Below are 16,467 nucleotides of genomic sequence, written 5' to 3'. Positions count from 1 at the left end.
ATTAGTTAATAAAATTTTTATAAAACTCCGATTCAAAACGCATAATGGCACTGTTTTGGGGTTCGCTTTGACTATCGGCGTGATAACCTGATAGTAACTGCACGAAAGCCACATATTTACCATCAGATTTTTGGATAAATCCAGCTAAATTATAGCATCCTTGAATATAACCAGTTTTAGCTCGTATTGTCTCTTTAAAAGGCGCTTGATTAAAACTCTTACGATTTTGCAACGTACCATCAACCCCAGCAATTGGTAACATTTCAATAATCCTTAATTGCGTATTATGGGCAGCAATGTATTGCAAAATTTCCATTAATTTATCAGCACTTACCAAGTTTAATCTAGATAACCCAGAACCATCAACAATAACTAAGTTCTCAAGATTAATACCTGCTTTTTTGAGTAAAATTTGCTTAACAGCATCACCACCATTACGCCATGTACCTTGAACGTTATAATAATGAGCACCTAACGTTCTAAAAATGGCATCTGCATATAAATTATTTGATTTTTTAAGCATTACCGTTAACAGCTCAGAAAGCAGTTCTGATTGGCTAGATGCTAATAAAGTCAACTGAGTATTAGCTCTTTGATTATGTTCTAAAAGTGAACCTGTATACGTTATTTTTTGCTGTTTAAGCTCATTTTTTAAAATAGTAGAAAAATACTCCACCCCATTAATTACCGCAAATTTTAACGCTGTTTTATCTGAGCTTGCAGCAATGCATCCCGACAGATGGTAACGATTTTTATCTGAATAGGTAACATCTAACTCACAATACTTATCATTAATATCTTTACTATTTTTAGCTATGGTTTTCACATTTCCCGTCACCTGGACAGGAATGTTAGACGACGTAGATATCGTAGCTTGACCCCCGATTTTACCTGGTATCACTGATGCATAGAAACAATTATCATCAATAATCGCTGCCGATGGCGGAGCACTGTAACAAGCTGTTAAATTATTCCACGACCACCCCTCAGCTTTATCATGACTGGTAAATATTGAAGTATCTAAAATCACATTTCCTGCAATTTTTTCAATACCTTTTTTACGCAGTTCAATAATCATATTTTTTAATTTTTCTCGGGTAAATGTTGGATCTCCGCTTAATTGAATAATAAGATCACCATTTAACTGTTTATTACTTATTGAACCATTGGTTTGCATACGAGTTATAAATCGGAAATCACGCCCTAATTCAAGCTCTGCGGCTAAGGCTGTTATCACCTTTTGAGTACTTGCAGGCTGTTTGAACTGATCACTTTTATATTTTGCTAAAGTCTTAGGTTTACTTTCTACAGATTGAACCAAAATAGATAAATCGCTTCCCTTAGGCAAAGAAGATATATAGGGCTCTACCGAGAGTGCATACAAGAATCCTGTAAAAAAAGGAAGAAGAAATAAAATAATTATTTTAAATTTTGTCATGAATTTTAGCTCAAAATTGTATTAACTAAAAACAGTTAAATGTAAGTTGCAAATATAACTTTTTTTGATTTAGCTAGCAATATATACTCAACCGCTTTTATAATTATTATTTATTGAATAATTCAATATAACCAAAACACAAAATTCACTCCATATAGCTATTAATATTAGGTAATATAATTATGATTCAAGATTCATTAGGCTTTCCAATAGAAACTATATTAGTATTTAGTGGGCTAGCCTTGGCCGCAATTATTATTGATTTATATGCTCACCATAACGATAAACAAATTAGTTTAAGCAATGCCATTGTTTGGTCACTATTTTGGATAATCATTGCATTGGTGTTTGCACTATATTTGTACCTTCATCATGGCAGTGCTATAGCCAGCTTATTTATTACAGGTTATGTCCTTGAAAAAGCATTATCAGTTGATAATTTGTTTGTGATTATGGCTATTTTTTCGTGGTTTGCAGTACCAAATAACTATCGTCATCGCTTACTTTATTGGGGAGTTATTGGTGCTATTATATTTCGCGCCATATTTGTCGTAATTGGTACAGGTTTGTTATATTTGGGTCCTTGGATGGAATTTGTATTTTCAATCTTAGTTGCTTGCACAGGAATTATGATGTTGAAAAATCAAGACAATGACCAAGATATCAAAGATTACTCAAATCACTTTGCGTTTCGTATAGCCAAACGTATTTTTCCATCTTATCCCAAAATTGTCGGCCACCACTTTTTATTATCTCAAAAACAACTTGATACAGAGCTTACAAAACCTGAAAACAAAAATTTATTTGATACAATACCTAAAAGTAATTTTTATGCTACACCATTGTTTTTATGTATTATTGTAATCGAACTAAGTGATGTTATGTTTGCCTTTGATTCAGTTCCTGCAGTAATCGCTGTCAGCCAAGAACCATTAATCGTCTATAGTGCTATGATCTTTGCTATTTTAGGTCTTAGAACTATGTACTTTATTTTACAAGCCATGAAACAGTATTTAGTTCACCTTGGTAAAGCGGTTATCTGCTTACTCTTTTTTATTGCCGGAAAATTAGCTTTAAATGCAAGCAACCATTTATTTGGATATGGTATTGATATCTATCCAAGCACAAGTCTTTATATCGTTTTAGGCATACTAGCTTTGGGTATTATTGCCAGTATTATATGGCCAGAAAAGAATAAAGCTCAATAATAGCAATAACAATATTGGCAGGGTCCCTGCCATTTTAAGTTTAGATTTATTATCGTTTTAACGAGCGAATAAAATAGCTCACACCTAAAATAACAAACCAAATAGGTGTTGCCAGTAATGCTTGGCGGGTATCTGCCTCGAAAGTAAGTAACACAATCACGAAAGCAAAAAACACTAAACAGACAACACACATCAAAATACCACCAGGCATTTTAAATTGGGATTGTTCATGCAAGTTTACTTTTTTACAACGATAAGCAATATAAGAAATAAGAATCATCGACCAAATAAACATAAATAAAATAGCCGAAATTGTAGTTACTATAGTAAAAGCTTCCATAACATTAGGCACTAAGTAAATCAAAACTACACCACCAAATAAACAAGCACACGAAAATACTAAACCATTAGCCGGCACTGAACGACTTGATAATTTTCCAAAAGGCTCTGGCGCATCTTGTTTTTTAGCAAGTCCAAATAGCATTCTGCTTGTTGAGTAAATACCGCTATTAGCGGAAGATGCAGCTGATGTAAGTACTACGAAATTAATAATACTTGCAGCCGCTGGTAAACCAATTAAAGTAAATAATTCAACGAACGGGCTTTTATTTGGGGAAATTAACGTCCAAGGTGTGACACTCATAATAATGATTAAAGCAAAAACATAGAAAAAGATAATACGTGCTGGCACAGAGTTAATAGCACGAGGCAAATTTTTGTTCGGATCGACTGTTTCCGCTGCAGTTGTGCCAACTAATTCAATTCCCACAAAAGCAAAAATAGCAATTTGAAATCCAGCAAAAAAGCCCATAGTACCATGAGGAAAAAATCCTCCGTACTCCCATAGATTCGAAAATGCTGCTGTAGTATCTGTTTGTTCGGAATGGAAAGCGGTTATAATAAGTATTAGCCCAATACCAATCAGTGCTAAAATTGCAACAATCTTAATCATTGAAAACCAAAACTCTGTCTCACCAAACATTTTTACGGTTAATAAATTTAAAGTTAATAGCAAGACAACAGTCAATAACATTGGTATCCAAGATTGCAATTCAGGAAACCAATGTTGCGCATATCCAGCAATTGCAATAACATCCGCAATTCCTGTAACCACCCAGCAAAACCAATAAGTCCAACCAGTAAAAAATCCAGCCCAAGGACCTAAAAGGTCATTGGCAAAATCACTAAAAGACTTGTACTTCAAATTAGAAAGAAGGATTTCACCCATCGCACGCATAACAAAAAAAAGGATAAAACCAATAATCATATACACAAAAATAATAGAAGGTCCAGCAAGGCTAATTGTCTTTCCTGAGCCCATAAATAAGCCAGTACCAATTGCACCACTAATTGCAATTAATTGAATATGACGGTTAGAAAGGTTACGTTTTAGATCATGCTTTGAGGATGTAATGCTCATCGCTATTATTTCCTTTTTTTCACAATTTCTCGATTTTCTAAGAGTATAGGACTATAAAGTCTATAAAATAAAATCGCAAGCTGAATCTTTATGAAAACTTTTTATAGATTCGTAATAATTATCTGTAGTTTCTTATAATAGAATCTTGTAGCATAGCATTCTATGTTTGAGAACTTATTATAATTAATGACTAAGATGAAAGAAAACAACCATTACTATCGTTTTTATGCTTTATGCTTTTTTATTATGTTATCACTATTGAGCGGTTGTCAAAGCAACAAAAATGAAGGAAAGGAATATAGAGATGGAAAATTACCATTACCTCTCAATATCAGCCATCCACAACTGTCCGCCCCTATTAACATTTCTGACTATATTATCCAAGTTTCAAAAATTAAAGAAATATCACCATCTTTATATCAAAAAAATGAGCATATATATAAAGCTATCGATGCTTGGATTAACCGCTCATTAAGCACCAGTGAATTTAAAAAAGTCGGATTAAATAGCTATGAAATGGCTGGGCAAGACGGCTATGGTAACGTACATTTAACGGGTTATTACACTCCTGTGATTAAAGCAAGACATACCCCTACTGCAGAATTCAAATACCCAATTTATAAAATGCCCCCCAAAACAATAAAAGGAAGATTGCCAAGCCGTGAACAAATTTATAATGGAGCATTGTCAGGGAAAGGGCTTGAAATCGCTTATAGTAACTCTTTAATGGATAACTTCATCATGGAAGTGCAAGGCAGTGCCTATATTGATTTCGAAGATGGTTCCCCTTTAGTCTTCTTCTGCTATGGTGGTAAAAATGGTCATGGCTATTCAAGCATTGGAAGATTACTAGTAGAACAAGGTGAAATCGAAAAAGAAAAAATGTCGATACAAGCTATCAAAGATTGGGCTAAAAATAAAAGTGAAAAAAAACTGAAAGAACTATTAATTCAAAACCGCTCATTTATTTTTTTTAAACCACAACACAATGCTGAAGTAAAAGGGGCTGCTGCAGTACCTTTAGTTGCTAATGCATCTATCGCCTCTGATAAATCACTAATACCAATTGGTTCGGTGGTATTAGTTGATGTACCCCTCCTTGATAACGATGGACAATATCGCGGTAGAAGAGAGACTCGTTTAATGGTTGCACTTGATGTAGGTGGCGCAATTAAAGGACACCATTTTGACCTTTATTTAGGTATTGGGGATAAAGCGGGTAAATTAGCTGGGTATTATAACCACTATGGCCGTGCATGGGTGATCAAACCTTAAACGACTAGCATCGACGCCATTAGAAGAACCTGTTAAAATAACACAATACGAGTTGAATTAAGGATCACCCATGAGATTATGCGACCGAGATATTGAAGCGTACTTACAAAATGGTAAATTAAAAATAACTCCACAACCGGCAGCTAGCTGTATTAATGGTGCAACCGTTGATGTTAGATTAGGTAACCAATTTCGAACTTTTCGAGAACATACTACACCTTATATAGATTTAAGTGGACCTAAAGAAGAAGTATCTGCAGTACTAGAACGTGTGATGAGTGAAGAAATGGTATTACCCGAAGGTGATGCCTTTTACTTACATCCAGGTGAATTAGCATTAGCGGTAACATTAGAATCAGTCACTATTCCTGACGATTTGGTTGGTTGGTTAGATGGACGTTCATCGCTTGCTAGGTTAGGACTTATGGTTCACGTTACAGCCCATCGAATCGACCCTGGTTGGCAAGGACAAATTGTATTAGAATTTTACAATTCAGGAAAAATTCCATTAGCACTTAGACCAGGAATGACCATCGGCGCACTCAGTTTTGAAACACTAACAGGACCAGCTTCAAGACCATATAACCGAAGACAAGATGCTAAATATAAAGACCAACATGGTGCTGTCGCCAGTCGTATTGATAAAGACTAAACGGTTTATAACCTTAAAAAAGGAATATTAATATGATCAAAAAAATATTGGTTACTTTACTTATTTTAATTTTAGTTATCACAATTAGTATTGTTTCTCTTATTGTTTTTGTCGATCCTAACAATTTTCGTGGATTTATTTCTAATACGGTAAAAGATAAAACAGGTTATGAATTATCTATCGATGGTAATTTGCGCTGGCACATATGGCCACAAGTAAGTATTTTAACTGACTCAGTAAAACTATCCGATAATGGCTCCCAAAAACCCATTTTAACTGCAGATAATATGAGATTAGATGTTGAATTACTGCCTCTTTTTTCAAAAAAATTATCAGTTAAAAATGTATTTATAAAATCAGCAATCATCAACATTACCGATGAAAGTAAAGGTAATATTGCAAAAAACAAAGTTGAAAAACCCTCGAATACTATCACTAATGGGCCTACTGATTTAAAAGATCAAAAAAGTTCATCTAATTGGGAATTTAACCTAAATAAATTTGAAATTGCTGATAGCACTGTAGTATTGCAACATAATGATGATCTTATTAACTTTAGAAATATTAATTTAGTAATAGAACAAAACAAAGATAAAAACATCTCCATCAATCTAAAAGGAAATATAGATAAAAATCAGCAAGATATATATTATATAGCTAACGCTTCTGTTGATTTAAATCAATTTCCAGAACAAACTACAATCGACTTAAAAAAGTTAGATTTTACCTATAAAGGCATTACTAATTCAGCAAAAGAGTTAAAAGGTAGTATTAATGGTGTATTTAACTACCAACAGACTCCAATGTTATTAAACAGCCAAAATTTATCTTTTTCAATTAATGAAAATCATGTTACTGGTACTATCAATGCCGATTTATCTAATAAACCGTATATCGATTTGCAGTTAAATTCGGATAAAATCGATCTCTCTTCGATTTTGGAAATAGATGAAAAATCGAATGAAAAGATAGCTAACCAACAAACATCACCCGTGGTATCAAATATCACAAAAACCACTAATGAATTAAGCTTTCTAAATACTTTTAATGCTAAAGCTAAGTTAAATATCAAACAGTTCAATGCCAACAAAATAATATTAAACAACATTGACGTTGATATTACTAATAATGACGGTATTGCAATATTTAAAAATATTAGTTTAGATTTTGCTAACGGTCATATAGATGCAACTGGTGTAGCAAATGGTAAACAAAAAAATACGCTAATCAAGCTTAATTCTAAGATAACAAATATTAATTTAAACACATTTTTTAATCAAATAAATACCGAAAATGATCTAGATGGTTTATTTAACGCTACTGGAGATTTAGAAAGTAACAGTTTATCGGGTTCCAAACTGTTAGCCAACTTACAAGGAAATCTAGATATTGTTGTGACCAATGCAAAACTCAAAAATATGAATATTCAAAGTATTATCCAAAATGCAGCAGCACAATATTCAAAAGATGTCATAACACCTGAAAATCAAGAAAAATATACGCAATTTCATAAAATTTCTACCAATGCCTACTTGAAACAAGGTAACTTAGAATTTTCTACACTAAGTGCGAGTTCTGAGACACTTGATGTCATTAATGGCTCAGGAAGGGTTGGAATATTAAATCGAGATTTGGATATTAATTTGAATTTAAAAATGTTTGGCGGTTGGAACGGCAAAAGCGAAACAATTGGAAAACTGCAAAAGTTGACAATACCATTACGTATTTATGGGCAATTTGCTAATCTTCGTTACCAAATAGATATGGGTAAATTAATCACAGATATACTAAGCGATAAATTACAAGAGCGATTAGACAAACTTCGTGATAAATTAGAAAATCGTGATGCTAAAGATCACTCAAAATCTAAATCCAAAGCCATTGATATATTAGATGGATTGCTCAAAAAGTAATAATAAAAAACTCAAATTGCTTACTAATCAAAAGCTCGCTTTTAGCGAGTTTTTGATTCAACTCAACTATTAAATAAAAAAACAATCAAAAGCATTTTGTCCGTAAAATTACAAATCCATTAATTTTAAATTTATTTGTGAACTAGTAACTCTGTTTTTATAGCCTTAATAAGTTTTTTTAACATAAAATCTAGCAAACAAGCTCAACACTATGTTAGTAAATTGCTTTTAGGTATTTTTAATACACAAAAACTAAACTGTTCCCAAAAAGCTCAAAAGCTCTAACCCCTGCCGAATCAAACTCAATAATTACCTATAGCTAATAAAAAACGGTTTTATTCCCAACCAAAATCAGTCAGAAAAGGTATTGATTTTATTTAATTTTTTATTTATAGAAAAATTATTTATTATGCAACATTGAATAGGTACAATACAGATACACACATATCCTTGTGATCTGCTCATCTTCCATCCTTATATGGGTTTGATGCTAGATAGCTCCCGTTTGTCATTTGCTAATAACTAAGTAGATATCGATAGTATTGGATTTTCGTTAGTTGACTTGTAGTAACCCTACTCAAAATATAAAAAAACAATAATAAAGCTATTTTTATTTCTTTTTTAGGTTATCTTGTCCCAAAATTGTAAAATCCAAATAAAAAAATAAACCCCGAATTATCTCGGGGTTTATAGCAATTTAAGATGAGAAAAACTCACCTTTATATACCTAATATCTAAGCTATTTATAAAATAAACTTACTTAAATCTTCATCTGCAACAAGTTTATCTAAATGATCGCCAACATATTTCGCATCAATTGTGACAGTTTGTCCATCAAGTTCACTAGCCTCAAATGAAACTTCTTCCATCAAACGCTCTAATACAGTATGCAATCTACGAGCACCAATATTTTCATTTTGCTCATTCACTTGCCATGCTGATTCTGCAATCTTACGAATACCATCAGGAGTAAAATCTATATTAACGCCTTCCGTTGCCATTAGCGCTTTATACTGCACAGTAAGTGAAGCGTTCGGTTCAGTTAAAATACGTTCAAAATCTTCGCTAGTCAGTGCCTGTAATTCCACTCTAATTGGCAATCTACCTTGCAATTCAGGAATTAAATCAGATGGATTGGCAGTTTGAAAAGCACCTGATGCAATAAACAAGATGTGATCTGTTTTAACAGCCCCGTGTTTAGTCGACACAGTACAACCTTCAACCAATGGTAAAAGATCTCGTTGTACACCCTCACGTGAAACATCTGGACCTGAAGAGTTACCTCGTTTACAGACTTTATCTATCTCATCAATAAAAACAATTCCGTTTTGCTCAACCGCTTCAATCGCTTCATGCTTAAGTTCATCAGGATTAACCAATTTAGCAGCCTCTTCTTCGATAAGCTGTTTAAACGCATCTTTAATCTTCATTTTACGTGGTTTAGTTTTTTGTCCACCTAAATTTTGAAACATTGATTGTAATTGGTTTGTCATCTCTTCCATACCTGGAGGAGCCATAATTTCAACACCGATATTCACACCAGCTAACTCAATTTCTATCTCTTTATCGTCAAGAGAACCTTCACGCAATTTTTTACGAAAAGCTTGCCTTGCTGTTGAATTATGATTATCTTCAACTTGTCCCCAACCATCTTTAGCTGGTGGCACAAGCACATCTAAAATACGATCTTCAGCAAGTTCTTCCGCTCGATTACGATTTCGCTCCATTGCTTCCTGACGGATCATTTTTACCGCTGAGTCGGTTAAGTCACGAATAATTGAATCTACTTCTTTTCCCACATAACCAACTTCAGTAAATTTAGTCGCTTCTACTTTAATAAATGGCGCACGAGCCAATTTTGCTAAGCGTCTTGCTATTTCAGTTTTACCCACACCAGTTGGACCAATCATCAGTATATTTTTAGGCGTAACTTCATGACGCAATGTTTCATCTAGCTGCATCCGACGCCAGCGATTACGCAATGCTATAGCTACAGAACGTTTAGCTTTATCTTGTCCTATGATGTGTTGGTTTAATTCGCTTACAATCTCACGAGGAGTCATTTCAGACATAGTTAAATTTCTCTTAAATCAGATTAATAATTAAGTTCTTCGATTGTTTGGAAATTATTAGTATAAACACAAATATCACCAGCAATCGATAATGATTTTTGCACAATATCATGTGCAGAAAGTGAGGTATTATCTAATAAAGCCCGAGCCGCTGCTTGCGCATAAGGACCACCAGAACCAATAGCAATTAAATCATCTTCTGGTTGAATAACATCACCAGTCCCTGTAATAATCAGTGATGCACTTTCGTCAGCAACAGCAAGTAACGCTTCTAGTTTACGTAGCATTCTATCAGTTCGCCAATCTTTAGCTAGTTCAACAGCAGCTTTGGTTAAATGTCCTTGGTGCATTTCTAATTTTCGCTCAAATAGCTCAAATAGAGTAAAAGCATCAGCAGTACCACCGGCAAAACCTGCAATCACTTTGTTATTATATAAACGACGAACTTTACGAGCATTACCTTTCATAATAATACGTTCGCCTAACGTGACTTGGCCATCACCACCGATAACGACTTGCCCCTCACGACGGACACTGACAATTGTTGTCATGTTCTGCTCCTTCTTTTACTTAAAAACTTGATTCAGAATGAATAGAGGATATATTGGGATGATTAATGTAATTTCAACATTTACATTTACAGATATAGGTAATTTATTGTAAAAATTTTTTAGAAAACATCGTATTTACGTATAAAAATCATTTCGGTTGAAAGTCAATTGTCATCGTTTTTACTTGATTGTAAAACGAACTTGCAGGCTTTGGAATTACTGCTTGCTTAGTCGCTGCAAGTGCCTCTCGACATAATGCGTCATCACCACCTTTTGCACTAACGCTAAGTAATAAGCCATCCGGCGCTATTTGAATTTCTAATATACAATTTCGACCACTATATAACTTATTAGGATTAATAAATTTATTGCTGATAGCATTTTGAACTAAAGATTTATATTTATCGAGTTCTCCATCTGAAACACCTTTACGGCTGGCTGCACCACCTGATGGACTGGGTGTGCCTGATGTTAGCCCACCTAACAAATTATCAAGCTCTTTATCTTTTTTTGCTTGTGCTGCTTTTTTTGCTTTTTCGGCTGCAGCTTTTTCAGCTGCAGCTTTATCCGCCGCAGCCTTTTCTGCAGCGGCTTTTTCAGCGGCTTGCTTTTTTGCTTGTTCTTCCTTTTGCTTAGCTAGTTCTGCTTGTTTACGTTCATTTTCAGCTCGTTGCTTTTCAAGAAGTTCTTGTTCAGCTTTTGCTTTAGCTTCATGTTCGGCTTTTTGTTTCGCTAATTCTTCTTGTTTTCGCTGATTTTCTTCACGCTGTTTTTCTAATAATTCTCGTTCTGCTTTTAATTTAGCTTCTTGCTCTGCTTTTTGTTTTGCTAACTCAACTTGCTGTTGCTCTAAACGCTGTTTTTCCGCTTGCCTTTGCTGTTCTTCTAACTGCTCTTTCGCTTTGCGATCAGCTTCTTCTTTTTGTCTTGCAACCCTTGCAGCCTCCGCAGCTTCTGCTTCTTTCTTTTGTAGTTCTTCTACTCTTAGGCGCTCTCTTTCTAACTCTTTAAGCCTCTGTTGCTGAGCTAGCTGTTGCTCTTGTAACTCACGAGCCTGATTATCTATTTGTTGCTGTCTTTGTTGTTCAGCTTGTTTTTGACTAACTTGCGTTTTTAGTTGTCTTTGATACTGTTCGGTCATCACGGAAGGATCAACCATAATAGCGTCTATAGAATTCCCATTAACGCTACCATAGTTAGCATCATTATCATGCAGAGCCCGATACCCCAAAATGATGATTAAAATCACATGTAATATAATGGATATTATAATTGCTATACTTAATTTTGAATTTGGCTTATAAGACATTGCTGACATCTTGCTATATTATTTTATTTAAATTGGTTGAGTCATTAATCCTACAGACTTAACGCCCGCAGATTGTAGTAAATTCAAGGCTTTTATAATTTCTTCATAGGGCACATTTTTAGCCCCACCGACTAAAAAAACAGCTTTGTCATTAAGTGACATTTGTTGCTTCACTTCTGCGACAATCTGCTCTTGTGGTAAGTTAGATTGACGATCCTGATCAATAATTAGTGCATATATCCCCACACCAGATACTTCAATAATAATTGGTTTATTTTCTGAAGACGAAACCGTTTTTGACTCCGACGCCTCTGGCAGGTCAACTTCAACACTTTGGCTAATAATTGGCGCTGTTGCCATAAAAATAAGCACTAATACTAATAGTACATCCAGTAGAGGGACTATATTGATTTCAGATTTAGTTGAATAACGTGAACGCCTATTTCTGCTCATAATTACTTCCTAACAGCAACAGCTTGACGTTGTAGAATTGCAGAAAATTCATCAATAAAGTTAAGGTAACTTTGTTCTATTCGGCTTACCCCCAATGACAAGCGATTATATGCAAGTACCGCAGGAATAGCAGCAAATAAACCAATTGCAGTTGCGATTAACGCCTCAGCAATCCCTGGTGCGACCATTTGTAACGTTGCTTGTTTAACAGCACCTAACGAAATAAATGCATGCATAATTCCCCAAACAGTACCGAACAAACCGATATATGGACTTATAGAACCTACCGTCCCTAAAAAAGGAATATGTAATTCTAGAATATCTAGCTCACGATTCATTGCTAAGCGCATAGAGCGCGATGCACCATCTAAAGCCGATTCAGCCATATTTGGGTTAATTTGATATAGCCGTGAAAACTCTTTAAAACCTGAATAAAAAATATGCTCTGTACCGCCAATTTCTTCTTTATGAAATTTTGCTTTATCAAACAAAACATTTAAATCGTCGGCAGCCCAAAAACTATTATCAAATTGCTCAATCTGTTTTTTAGCTTTACCTAAAATCATAGTTCGTTGAAATATAATAGCCCACGACATAACGGAAAAAGCAAGTAGCAACAACATAACGCTTTGTACTAACAAGCCAGCCTGCAAAAACAGAGCAATAATATTCAGATTTTCCACTTATATAAACTCCAAAACTAATAACTTGGGAAGCCCGCATGGCTTCATTTTAATAATATCAACACAAGCGATAAGAACACTTGCCGTACTAATAATTTGTTTATTTTGATTAAAAATAGTTTGCTTAAAAATAATAGACGCTTTACGAACTTGTTCAACCTCAGAACTGATAGTTAGCATATCATCTAAACGAGCTGGAAATTGGTAGCTAATATCCATCTTTTTTACAACAAAAGCAATACCTTCTTGTAATAATGTTTGTTGGCTAATACCAAGCTGCCTTAAAATTTCTGTCCTTGCTCGTTCATAAAAAGCAAGATACCTAGCATGGTAAACAACACCACCAGCATCCGTATCTTCATAATAAACTCTTGCATTCCAATTGAATTGTCTCATACCCGAATTATACTAATTAAATTTAGTGCTATTATATCTGAATATAAAATTCACTGCATTATGATATAAAAAACACAAATGAAAAAAATTATCATTTACATTTTATTCTTTACAACTCTATTTAACAATTAAAAAGGTGACGATTTGCCACCTTTTTATTATTTTTTAATTAGTATTATTTGTTATTAGATTCTTTTTCGCTACTATCGCGTTCAATCCATAAGCCAACTACAGCGGATAGCATACATGCAGCCATAAGTCCTATAAACCATAAAACGTAATACATAAGTTTTCCTTAATAAAGTGAGTGTTTATTATTTTCGATATGATTTTTATCCAATCGCCCAAACATTTTGATATATGACCAAATAGTATACAAAAGAACTATAGGCAAAAAGATAAGAACAACAACAAACATAATATTAAGTGTTAATTGACTTGATGATGCATCCCATATTGTCAAACTTGCATTTGGCATAATGCTTGAAGGCATAATGAATGGGAAAGTTGCAATACCGTAGGTAAATAAAACACATGCAATTGTTAATACTGATGAAACAAACACTAATGCATTTTTATTTAAACTAGAAAAAAGAATAGTCAATAGCGGTAACAAAACACCTAAAGCAGGTACTATCCATAAAATAGGACAATTCATATAGTTAGTTAACCATGACGTATTAGTAGATACGGTTTTGCTTAGCGGATGAGATGACGCATTATAATCAATCACGCTAGTTACTTCATAGCCATGAATACCAAATACCACCCAAACACCTGCTAACACAAATGCAATTAACATGACTAAACTGGCAATTTGTGTAGCCTTTCTAGCTCTTAAATACAGTTCACCTGATGTTTTCAGCTGTAACCATGCTCCACCATGAGCTACAAATAACATTAAGCTAACAACACCAGTCAACAATGCAAAAGGATTAAGCAAACCAAAGAAGTTACCATCATAAAACACACGATAAGAGTTATCAAATCTAAAAGGAACACCTTCTAATAAGTTACCAAAAGCGACCCCAAAAACCAATGCAGGCACAAAACTACCAGCAAAAATGCCAGCATCCCATAAATTACGCCATTTTGAATTTTCTAATTTACTACGATAATCAAAACCAATTGGTCTAAAAAACAGTGCACAAAGCACTAAAATCATAGCAATATAAAAGCCTGAAAATGACGCCGCATATGCCATAGGCCACGCAGCAAAGACTCCTGCACCAGCAGTGATCAACCAAACTTGGTTACCATCCCAATGAGGAGCAATTGCATTAATCATAATTCGACGTTCTGTATCTGTTTTACCGATAAAAGGTAATAAAATACCCACGCCCATATCAAAACCATCGGTGACAACGAAACCGATTAAAACAACACTAATTAGTACCCACCAGATGACGCGTACAATTTCATAATCAATCATTGTGTATACTCCCTATGCCCTATTCTGTTACCGGTTGTGTTTTTTCATAATGATAGTTGCCCGTACCTAAAGAACTAGGTCCTAAACGAGCAAACTTAAACATTAAGAATAATTCAGCAACTAAGAACAATGTATAAAGGCCACAAATAAGTACCATAGTGAATAGCACTTCACCTGCAGTTAATGATGAATTTGCTACTCCTGTCGGTAAAATATCCTGAATTGCCCAAGGTTGACGCCCATACTCGGCAACAAACCAACCAGATTCACATGCAAGCCAAGGGAATGGTAAAAACAAAACCAACAAACGATGTAACCAACGTTTCTCACCAATTTTATTTTTATAAGTAGTCCATAAAGCAAAACCTGTGCCCAAAATCATTAACACACCAAGGCCTACCATCACTCTGAAAGCCCAAAATAGTGGCCATACTGTAGGAATTGAGTCTTCAGTAGCAGCTTTAATATGCTCTTCTGTCGCTTGAGGAATCGTTAAATTATCACGATCGGTAAAACGTTTAACCAGATAACCATAACCTAAATCAGATTTATTATCCTCAAATGCTTTAAGGACGTCAGGATCTTGATTACCTTGTTGAATTTTTTCTAAATTTGTATAAGCCAAAATACCTTTACGAATTCTCGTTTCATTATTCGCTAATATATCTCTTAATCCAGTTACTTGCGTGTCCAATGAACGAGTGGTCATTATGCCCATTGCATAAGGAATTTCTATTGCAAATAAATTTTCTTTATTTTTTTGTGATGGAAAGGCAATAACATTGAATGACGCTGGTGCCGGTTGAGTTTCCCATTCAGCTTCAATGGCAGCAAGTTTTGCTGGTTGGACAGTTGTCATTTCATGCCCAGCTTCATCCCCCATTAGAGCAACAGCAATCGACATAATAAATCCAAATGTCGCGGCCACAGCAAAAGAGCGTTTTGCAAAGGCAACATCACGTTTCTTCAGCAAATAGTAAGAACTAATACTTAAAATAAAAATAGCACCTGTCAAATAACCTGCAGCAACGGTATGAACAAATTTATATTGAGCAACAGTGTTAGTAATCAGCTCAAAAAAGCTCGCCATTTCCATACGTGAATTAACTGGGTTAAATTCAGATCCCACAGGGAATTGCATCCAACCATTAGCAACTAAGATCCAAAGTGCCGAAAGGTTAGAACCAAATGCAACACACCAAGTCACAATTAAATGCTTACCACGGCTTAATCTATCCCAACCAAAAAAGAATAAACCTACCATAGTTGATTCTAAGAAGAATGCCATTAAACCTTCGATGGCTAACGGCGCACCAAAAATATCACCCACATAATGTGAATAATAAGACCAGTTAGTACCAAATTGAAATTCCATGGTTAAGCCAGTTGCGACACCTACTGCAAAGTTAATACCGAACAGTTTGCCCCAAAACTTTGTCATATCTTTCCAGACTTGCTTACCACTAACAACGTATACCGTTTCCATAATTGCTAGCATAAACGCTAAACCCAACGTTAATGGAACAAAAATAAAATGGTACATTGCAGTAAGTGCAAACTGGAGGCGTGAAAGTTCTACTATATCTAACATAAGCGCTCCCTAATCCTTAAATACTCACAAATTTTTATGTTATTGACGGCTATTATACACCGATAATGACAGAA

General features: G+C 34.6%; 15 protein-coding genes. 4 read left to right on the top strand and 11 right to left on the bottom strand.

The genetic code is table 11. The features are described from left to right. Nucleotide 1: 1 nt before the first annotated feature. Nucleotides 2-1,438, bottom strand: a complete 1,437-nt coding sequence (gene dacB, locus GYX25_RS00310) for a serine-type D-Ala-D-Ala carboxypeptidase (RefSeq protein ID WP_091347639.1) — start codon at nt 1,436-1,438, stop codon at nt 2-4. 182 nt (nt 1,439-1,620) lie between these two features. On the opposite strand from dacB, the gene GYX25_RS00305 reads away from it, so the two are divergent. Next, nucleotides 1,621-2,646 carry a TerC/Alx family metal homeostasis membrane protein gene (locus GYX25_RS00305; RefSeq protein WP_091347642.1) on the top strand — a complete coding sequence of 342 codons (1,026 nt, stop codon included), beginning with the start codon at nt 1,621-1,623 and terminating at the stop codon, nt 2,644-2,646. 49 nt (nt 2,647-2,695) lie between these two features. On the opposite strand, the gene cycA is transcribed toward GYX25_RS00305, so the two are convergent. Further along, entirely contained in the window at nt 2,696-4,072 is a 1,377-nt protein-coding gene (cycA, locus tag GYX25_RS00300; RefSeq protein WP_342211582.1) for a D-serine/D-alanine/glycine transporter, read from the bottom strand. Nucleotides 4,073-4,261: 189 nt separating this feature from the next. Here cycA and mltA point away from each other — a divergent pair, with 189 nt between their 5' ends. From mltA to asmA, 3 genes are all read left to right on the top strand, one after another. Beyond that, a complete protein-coding gene (gene mltA, locus GYX25_RS00295) occupies nt 4,262-5,341 on the top strand; it encodes a murein transglycosylase A (RefSeq protein ID WP_091347648.1) in 1,080 nt (359 codons plus the stop codon). A 70-nt stretch (nt 5,342-5,411) separates the two neighbouring features. Further along, nucleotides 5,412-5,993, top strand: coding sequence for a dCTP deaminase (dcd, locus tag GYX25_RS00290; RefSeq protein ID WP_091347650.1), 582 nt, complete (start codon nt 5,412-5,414; stop codon nt 5,991-5,993). A gap of 32 nt (nt 5,994-6,025) precedes the next feature. Continuing rightward, nucleotides 6,026-7,906, top strand: coding sequence for an outer membrane assembly protein AsmA (gene asmA / locus GYX25_RS00285; protein ID WP_174786416.1), 1,881 nt, complete (start codon nt 6,026-6,028; stop codon nt 7,904-7,906). 743 nt (nt 7,907-8,649) lie between these two features. On the opposite strand, the gene hslU is transcribed toward asmA, so the two are convergent. From hslU to GYX25_RS00240, 9 genes are all read right to left on the bottom strand, one after another. Then, the gene (hslU, locus tag GYX25_RS00280) at nt 8,650-9,978 is read right to left on the bottom strand and encodes an HslU--HslV peptidase ATPase subunit (RefSeq protein WP_091347655.1); all 1,329 of its coding nucleotides are present in this window, start codon (nt 9,976-9,978) and stop codon (nt 8,650-8,652) included. Nucleotides 9,979-10,001: 23 nt separating this feature from the next. Further along, nucleotides 10,002-10,529 carry an ATP-dependent protease subunit HslV gene (gene hslV / locus GYX25_RS00275; RefSeq protein WP_025316169.1) on the bottom strand — a complete coding sequence of 176 codons (528 nt, stop codon included), beginning with the start codon at nt 10,527-10,529 and terminating at the stop codon, nt 10,002-10,004. A 148-nt stretch (nt 10,530-10,677) separates the two neighbouring features. Further along, nucleotides 10,678-11,838, bottom strand: coding sequence for a cell envelope integrity protein TolA (tolA, locus tag GYX25_RS00270; RefSeq protein WP_091347659.1), 1,161 nt, complete (start codon nt 11,836-11,838; stop codon nt 10,678-10,680). 27 nt (nt 11,839-11,865) lie between these two features. Further along, nucleotides 11,866-12,291: a colicin uptake protein TolR gene (gene tolR, locus GYX25_RS00265; RefSeq protein WP_160401934.1), complete on the bottom strand. Its 426-nt coding sequence runs from the start codon at nt 12,289-12,291 to the stop codon at nt 11,866-11,868. Between the two features lie 2 nt (nt 12,292-12,293). Beyond that, on the bottom strand, nt 12,294-12,974 hold the full coding sequence (gene tolQ / locus GYX25_RS00260; RefSeq protein WP_091347666.1) for a protein TolQ: 681 nt from the start codon (nt 12,972-12,974) through the stop codon (nt 12,294-12,296). Beyond that, a complete protein-coding gene (gene ybgC / locus GYX25_RS00255) occupies nt 12,975-13,370 on the bottom strand; it encodes a tol-pal system-associated acyl-CoA thioesterase (protein WP_091347670.1) in 396 nt (131 codons plus the stop codon). A gap of 175 nt (nt 13,371-13,545) precedes the next feature. Continuing rightward, nucleotides 13,546-13,656 carry a cytochrome bd oxidase small subunit, CydX/CbdX family gene (locus GYX25_RS00250; RefSeq protein WP_141683340.1) on the bottom strand — a complete coding sequence of 37 codons (111 nt, stop codon included), beginning with the start codon at nt 13,654-13,656 and terminating at the stop codon, nt 13,546-13,548. 9 nt (nt 13,657-13,665) lie between these two features. After that, the gene (gene cydB / locus GYX25_RS00245) at nt 13,666-14,802 is read right to left on the bottom strand and encodes a cytochrome d ubiquinol oxidase subunit II (protein ID WP_091347673.1); all 1,137 of its coding nucleotides are present in this window, start codon (nt 14,800-14,802) and stop codon (nt 13,666-13,668) included. Between the two features lie 19 nt (nt 14,803-14,821). Next, nucleotides 14,822-16,393 carry a cytochrome ubiquinol oxidase subunit I gene (locus GYX25_RS00240; RefSeq protein WP_091347676.1) on the bottom strand — a complete coding sequence of 524 codons (1,572 nt, stop codon included), beginning with the start codon at nt 16,391-16,393 and terminating at the stop codon, nt 14,822-14,824. Between the last annotated feature and the right edge of the window lie 74 nt (nt 16,394-16,467).

The organism is Gilliamella sp. ESL0254, from assembly GCF_013344985.1.
Lineage (GTDB): Bacteria > Pseudomonadota > Gammaproteobacteria > Enterobacterales > Orbaceae > Gilliamella > Gilliamella bombicola.
The sequence above is the reverse complement of the archived record's forward strand: the minus strand, read 5'-3'. Positions and strand labels throughout refer to the sequence as shown.

Excerpts from the sequence above, each read along its gene's own strand:
- dacB (WP_091347639.1), bottom strand. The coding sequence starts at position 1,438 with ATGACAAAATTTAAAATAATTATTTTATTTCTTCTTCCTTTTTTTACA.
- GYX25_RS00305 (WP_091347642.1), top strand. The coding sequence starts at position 1,621 with ATGATTCAAGATTCATTAGGCTTTCCAATAGAAACTATATTAGTATTT.
- mltA (WP_091347648.1), top strand. The coding sequence starts at position 4,262 with ATGAAAGAAAACAACCATTACTATCGTTTTTATGCTTTATGCTTTTTT.
- dcd (WP_091347650.1), top strand. The coding sequence starts at position 5,412 with ATGAGATTATGCGACCGAGATATTGAAGCGTACTTACAAAATGGTAAA.
- asmA (WP_174786416.1), top strand. The coding sequence starts at position 6,026 with ATGATCAAAAAAATATTGGTTACTTTACTTATTTTAATTTTAGTTATC.
- hslU (WP_091347655.1), bottom strand. The coding sequence starts at position 9,978 with ATGTCTGAAATGACTCCTCGTGAGATTGTAAGCGAATTAAACCAACAC.
- hslV (WP_025316169.1), bottom strand. The coding sequence starts at position 10,529 with ATGACAACAATTGTCAGTGTCCGTCGTGAGGGGCAAGTCGTTATCGGT.
- tolA (WP_091347659.1), bottom strand. The coding sequence starts at position 11,838 with ATGTCTTATAAGCCAAATTCAAAATTAAGTATAGCAATTATAATATCC.
- tolR (WP_160401934.1), bottom strand. The coding sequence starts at position 12,291 with ATGAGCAGAAATAGGCGTTCACGTTATTCAACTAAATCTGAAATCAAT.
- ybgC (WP_091347670.1), bottom strand. The coding sequence starts at position 13,370 with ATGAGACAATTCAATTGGAATGCAAGAGTTTATTATGAAGATACGGAT.
- GYX25_RS00250 (WP_141683340.1), bottom strand. The coding sequence starts at position 13,656 with ATGTATTACGTTTTATGGTTTATAGGACTTATGGCTGCATGTATGCTA.
- cydB (WP_091347673.1), bottom strand. The coding sequence starts at position 14,802 with ATGATTGATTATGAAATTGTACGCGTCATCTGGTGGGTACTAATTAGT.
- GYX25_RS00240 (WP_091347676.1), bottom strand. The coding sequence starts at position 16,393 with ATGTTAGATATAGTAGAACTTTCACGCCTCCAGTTTGCACTTACTGCA.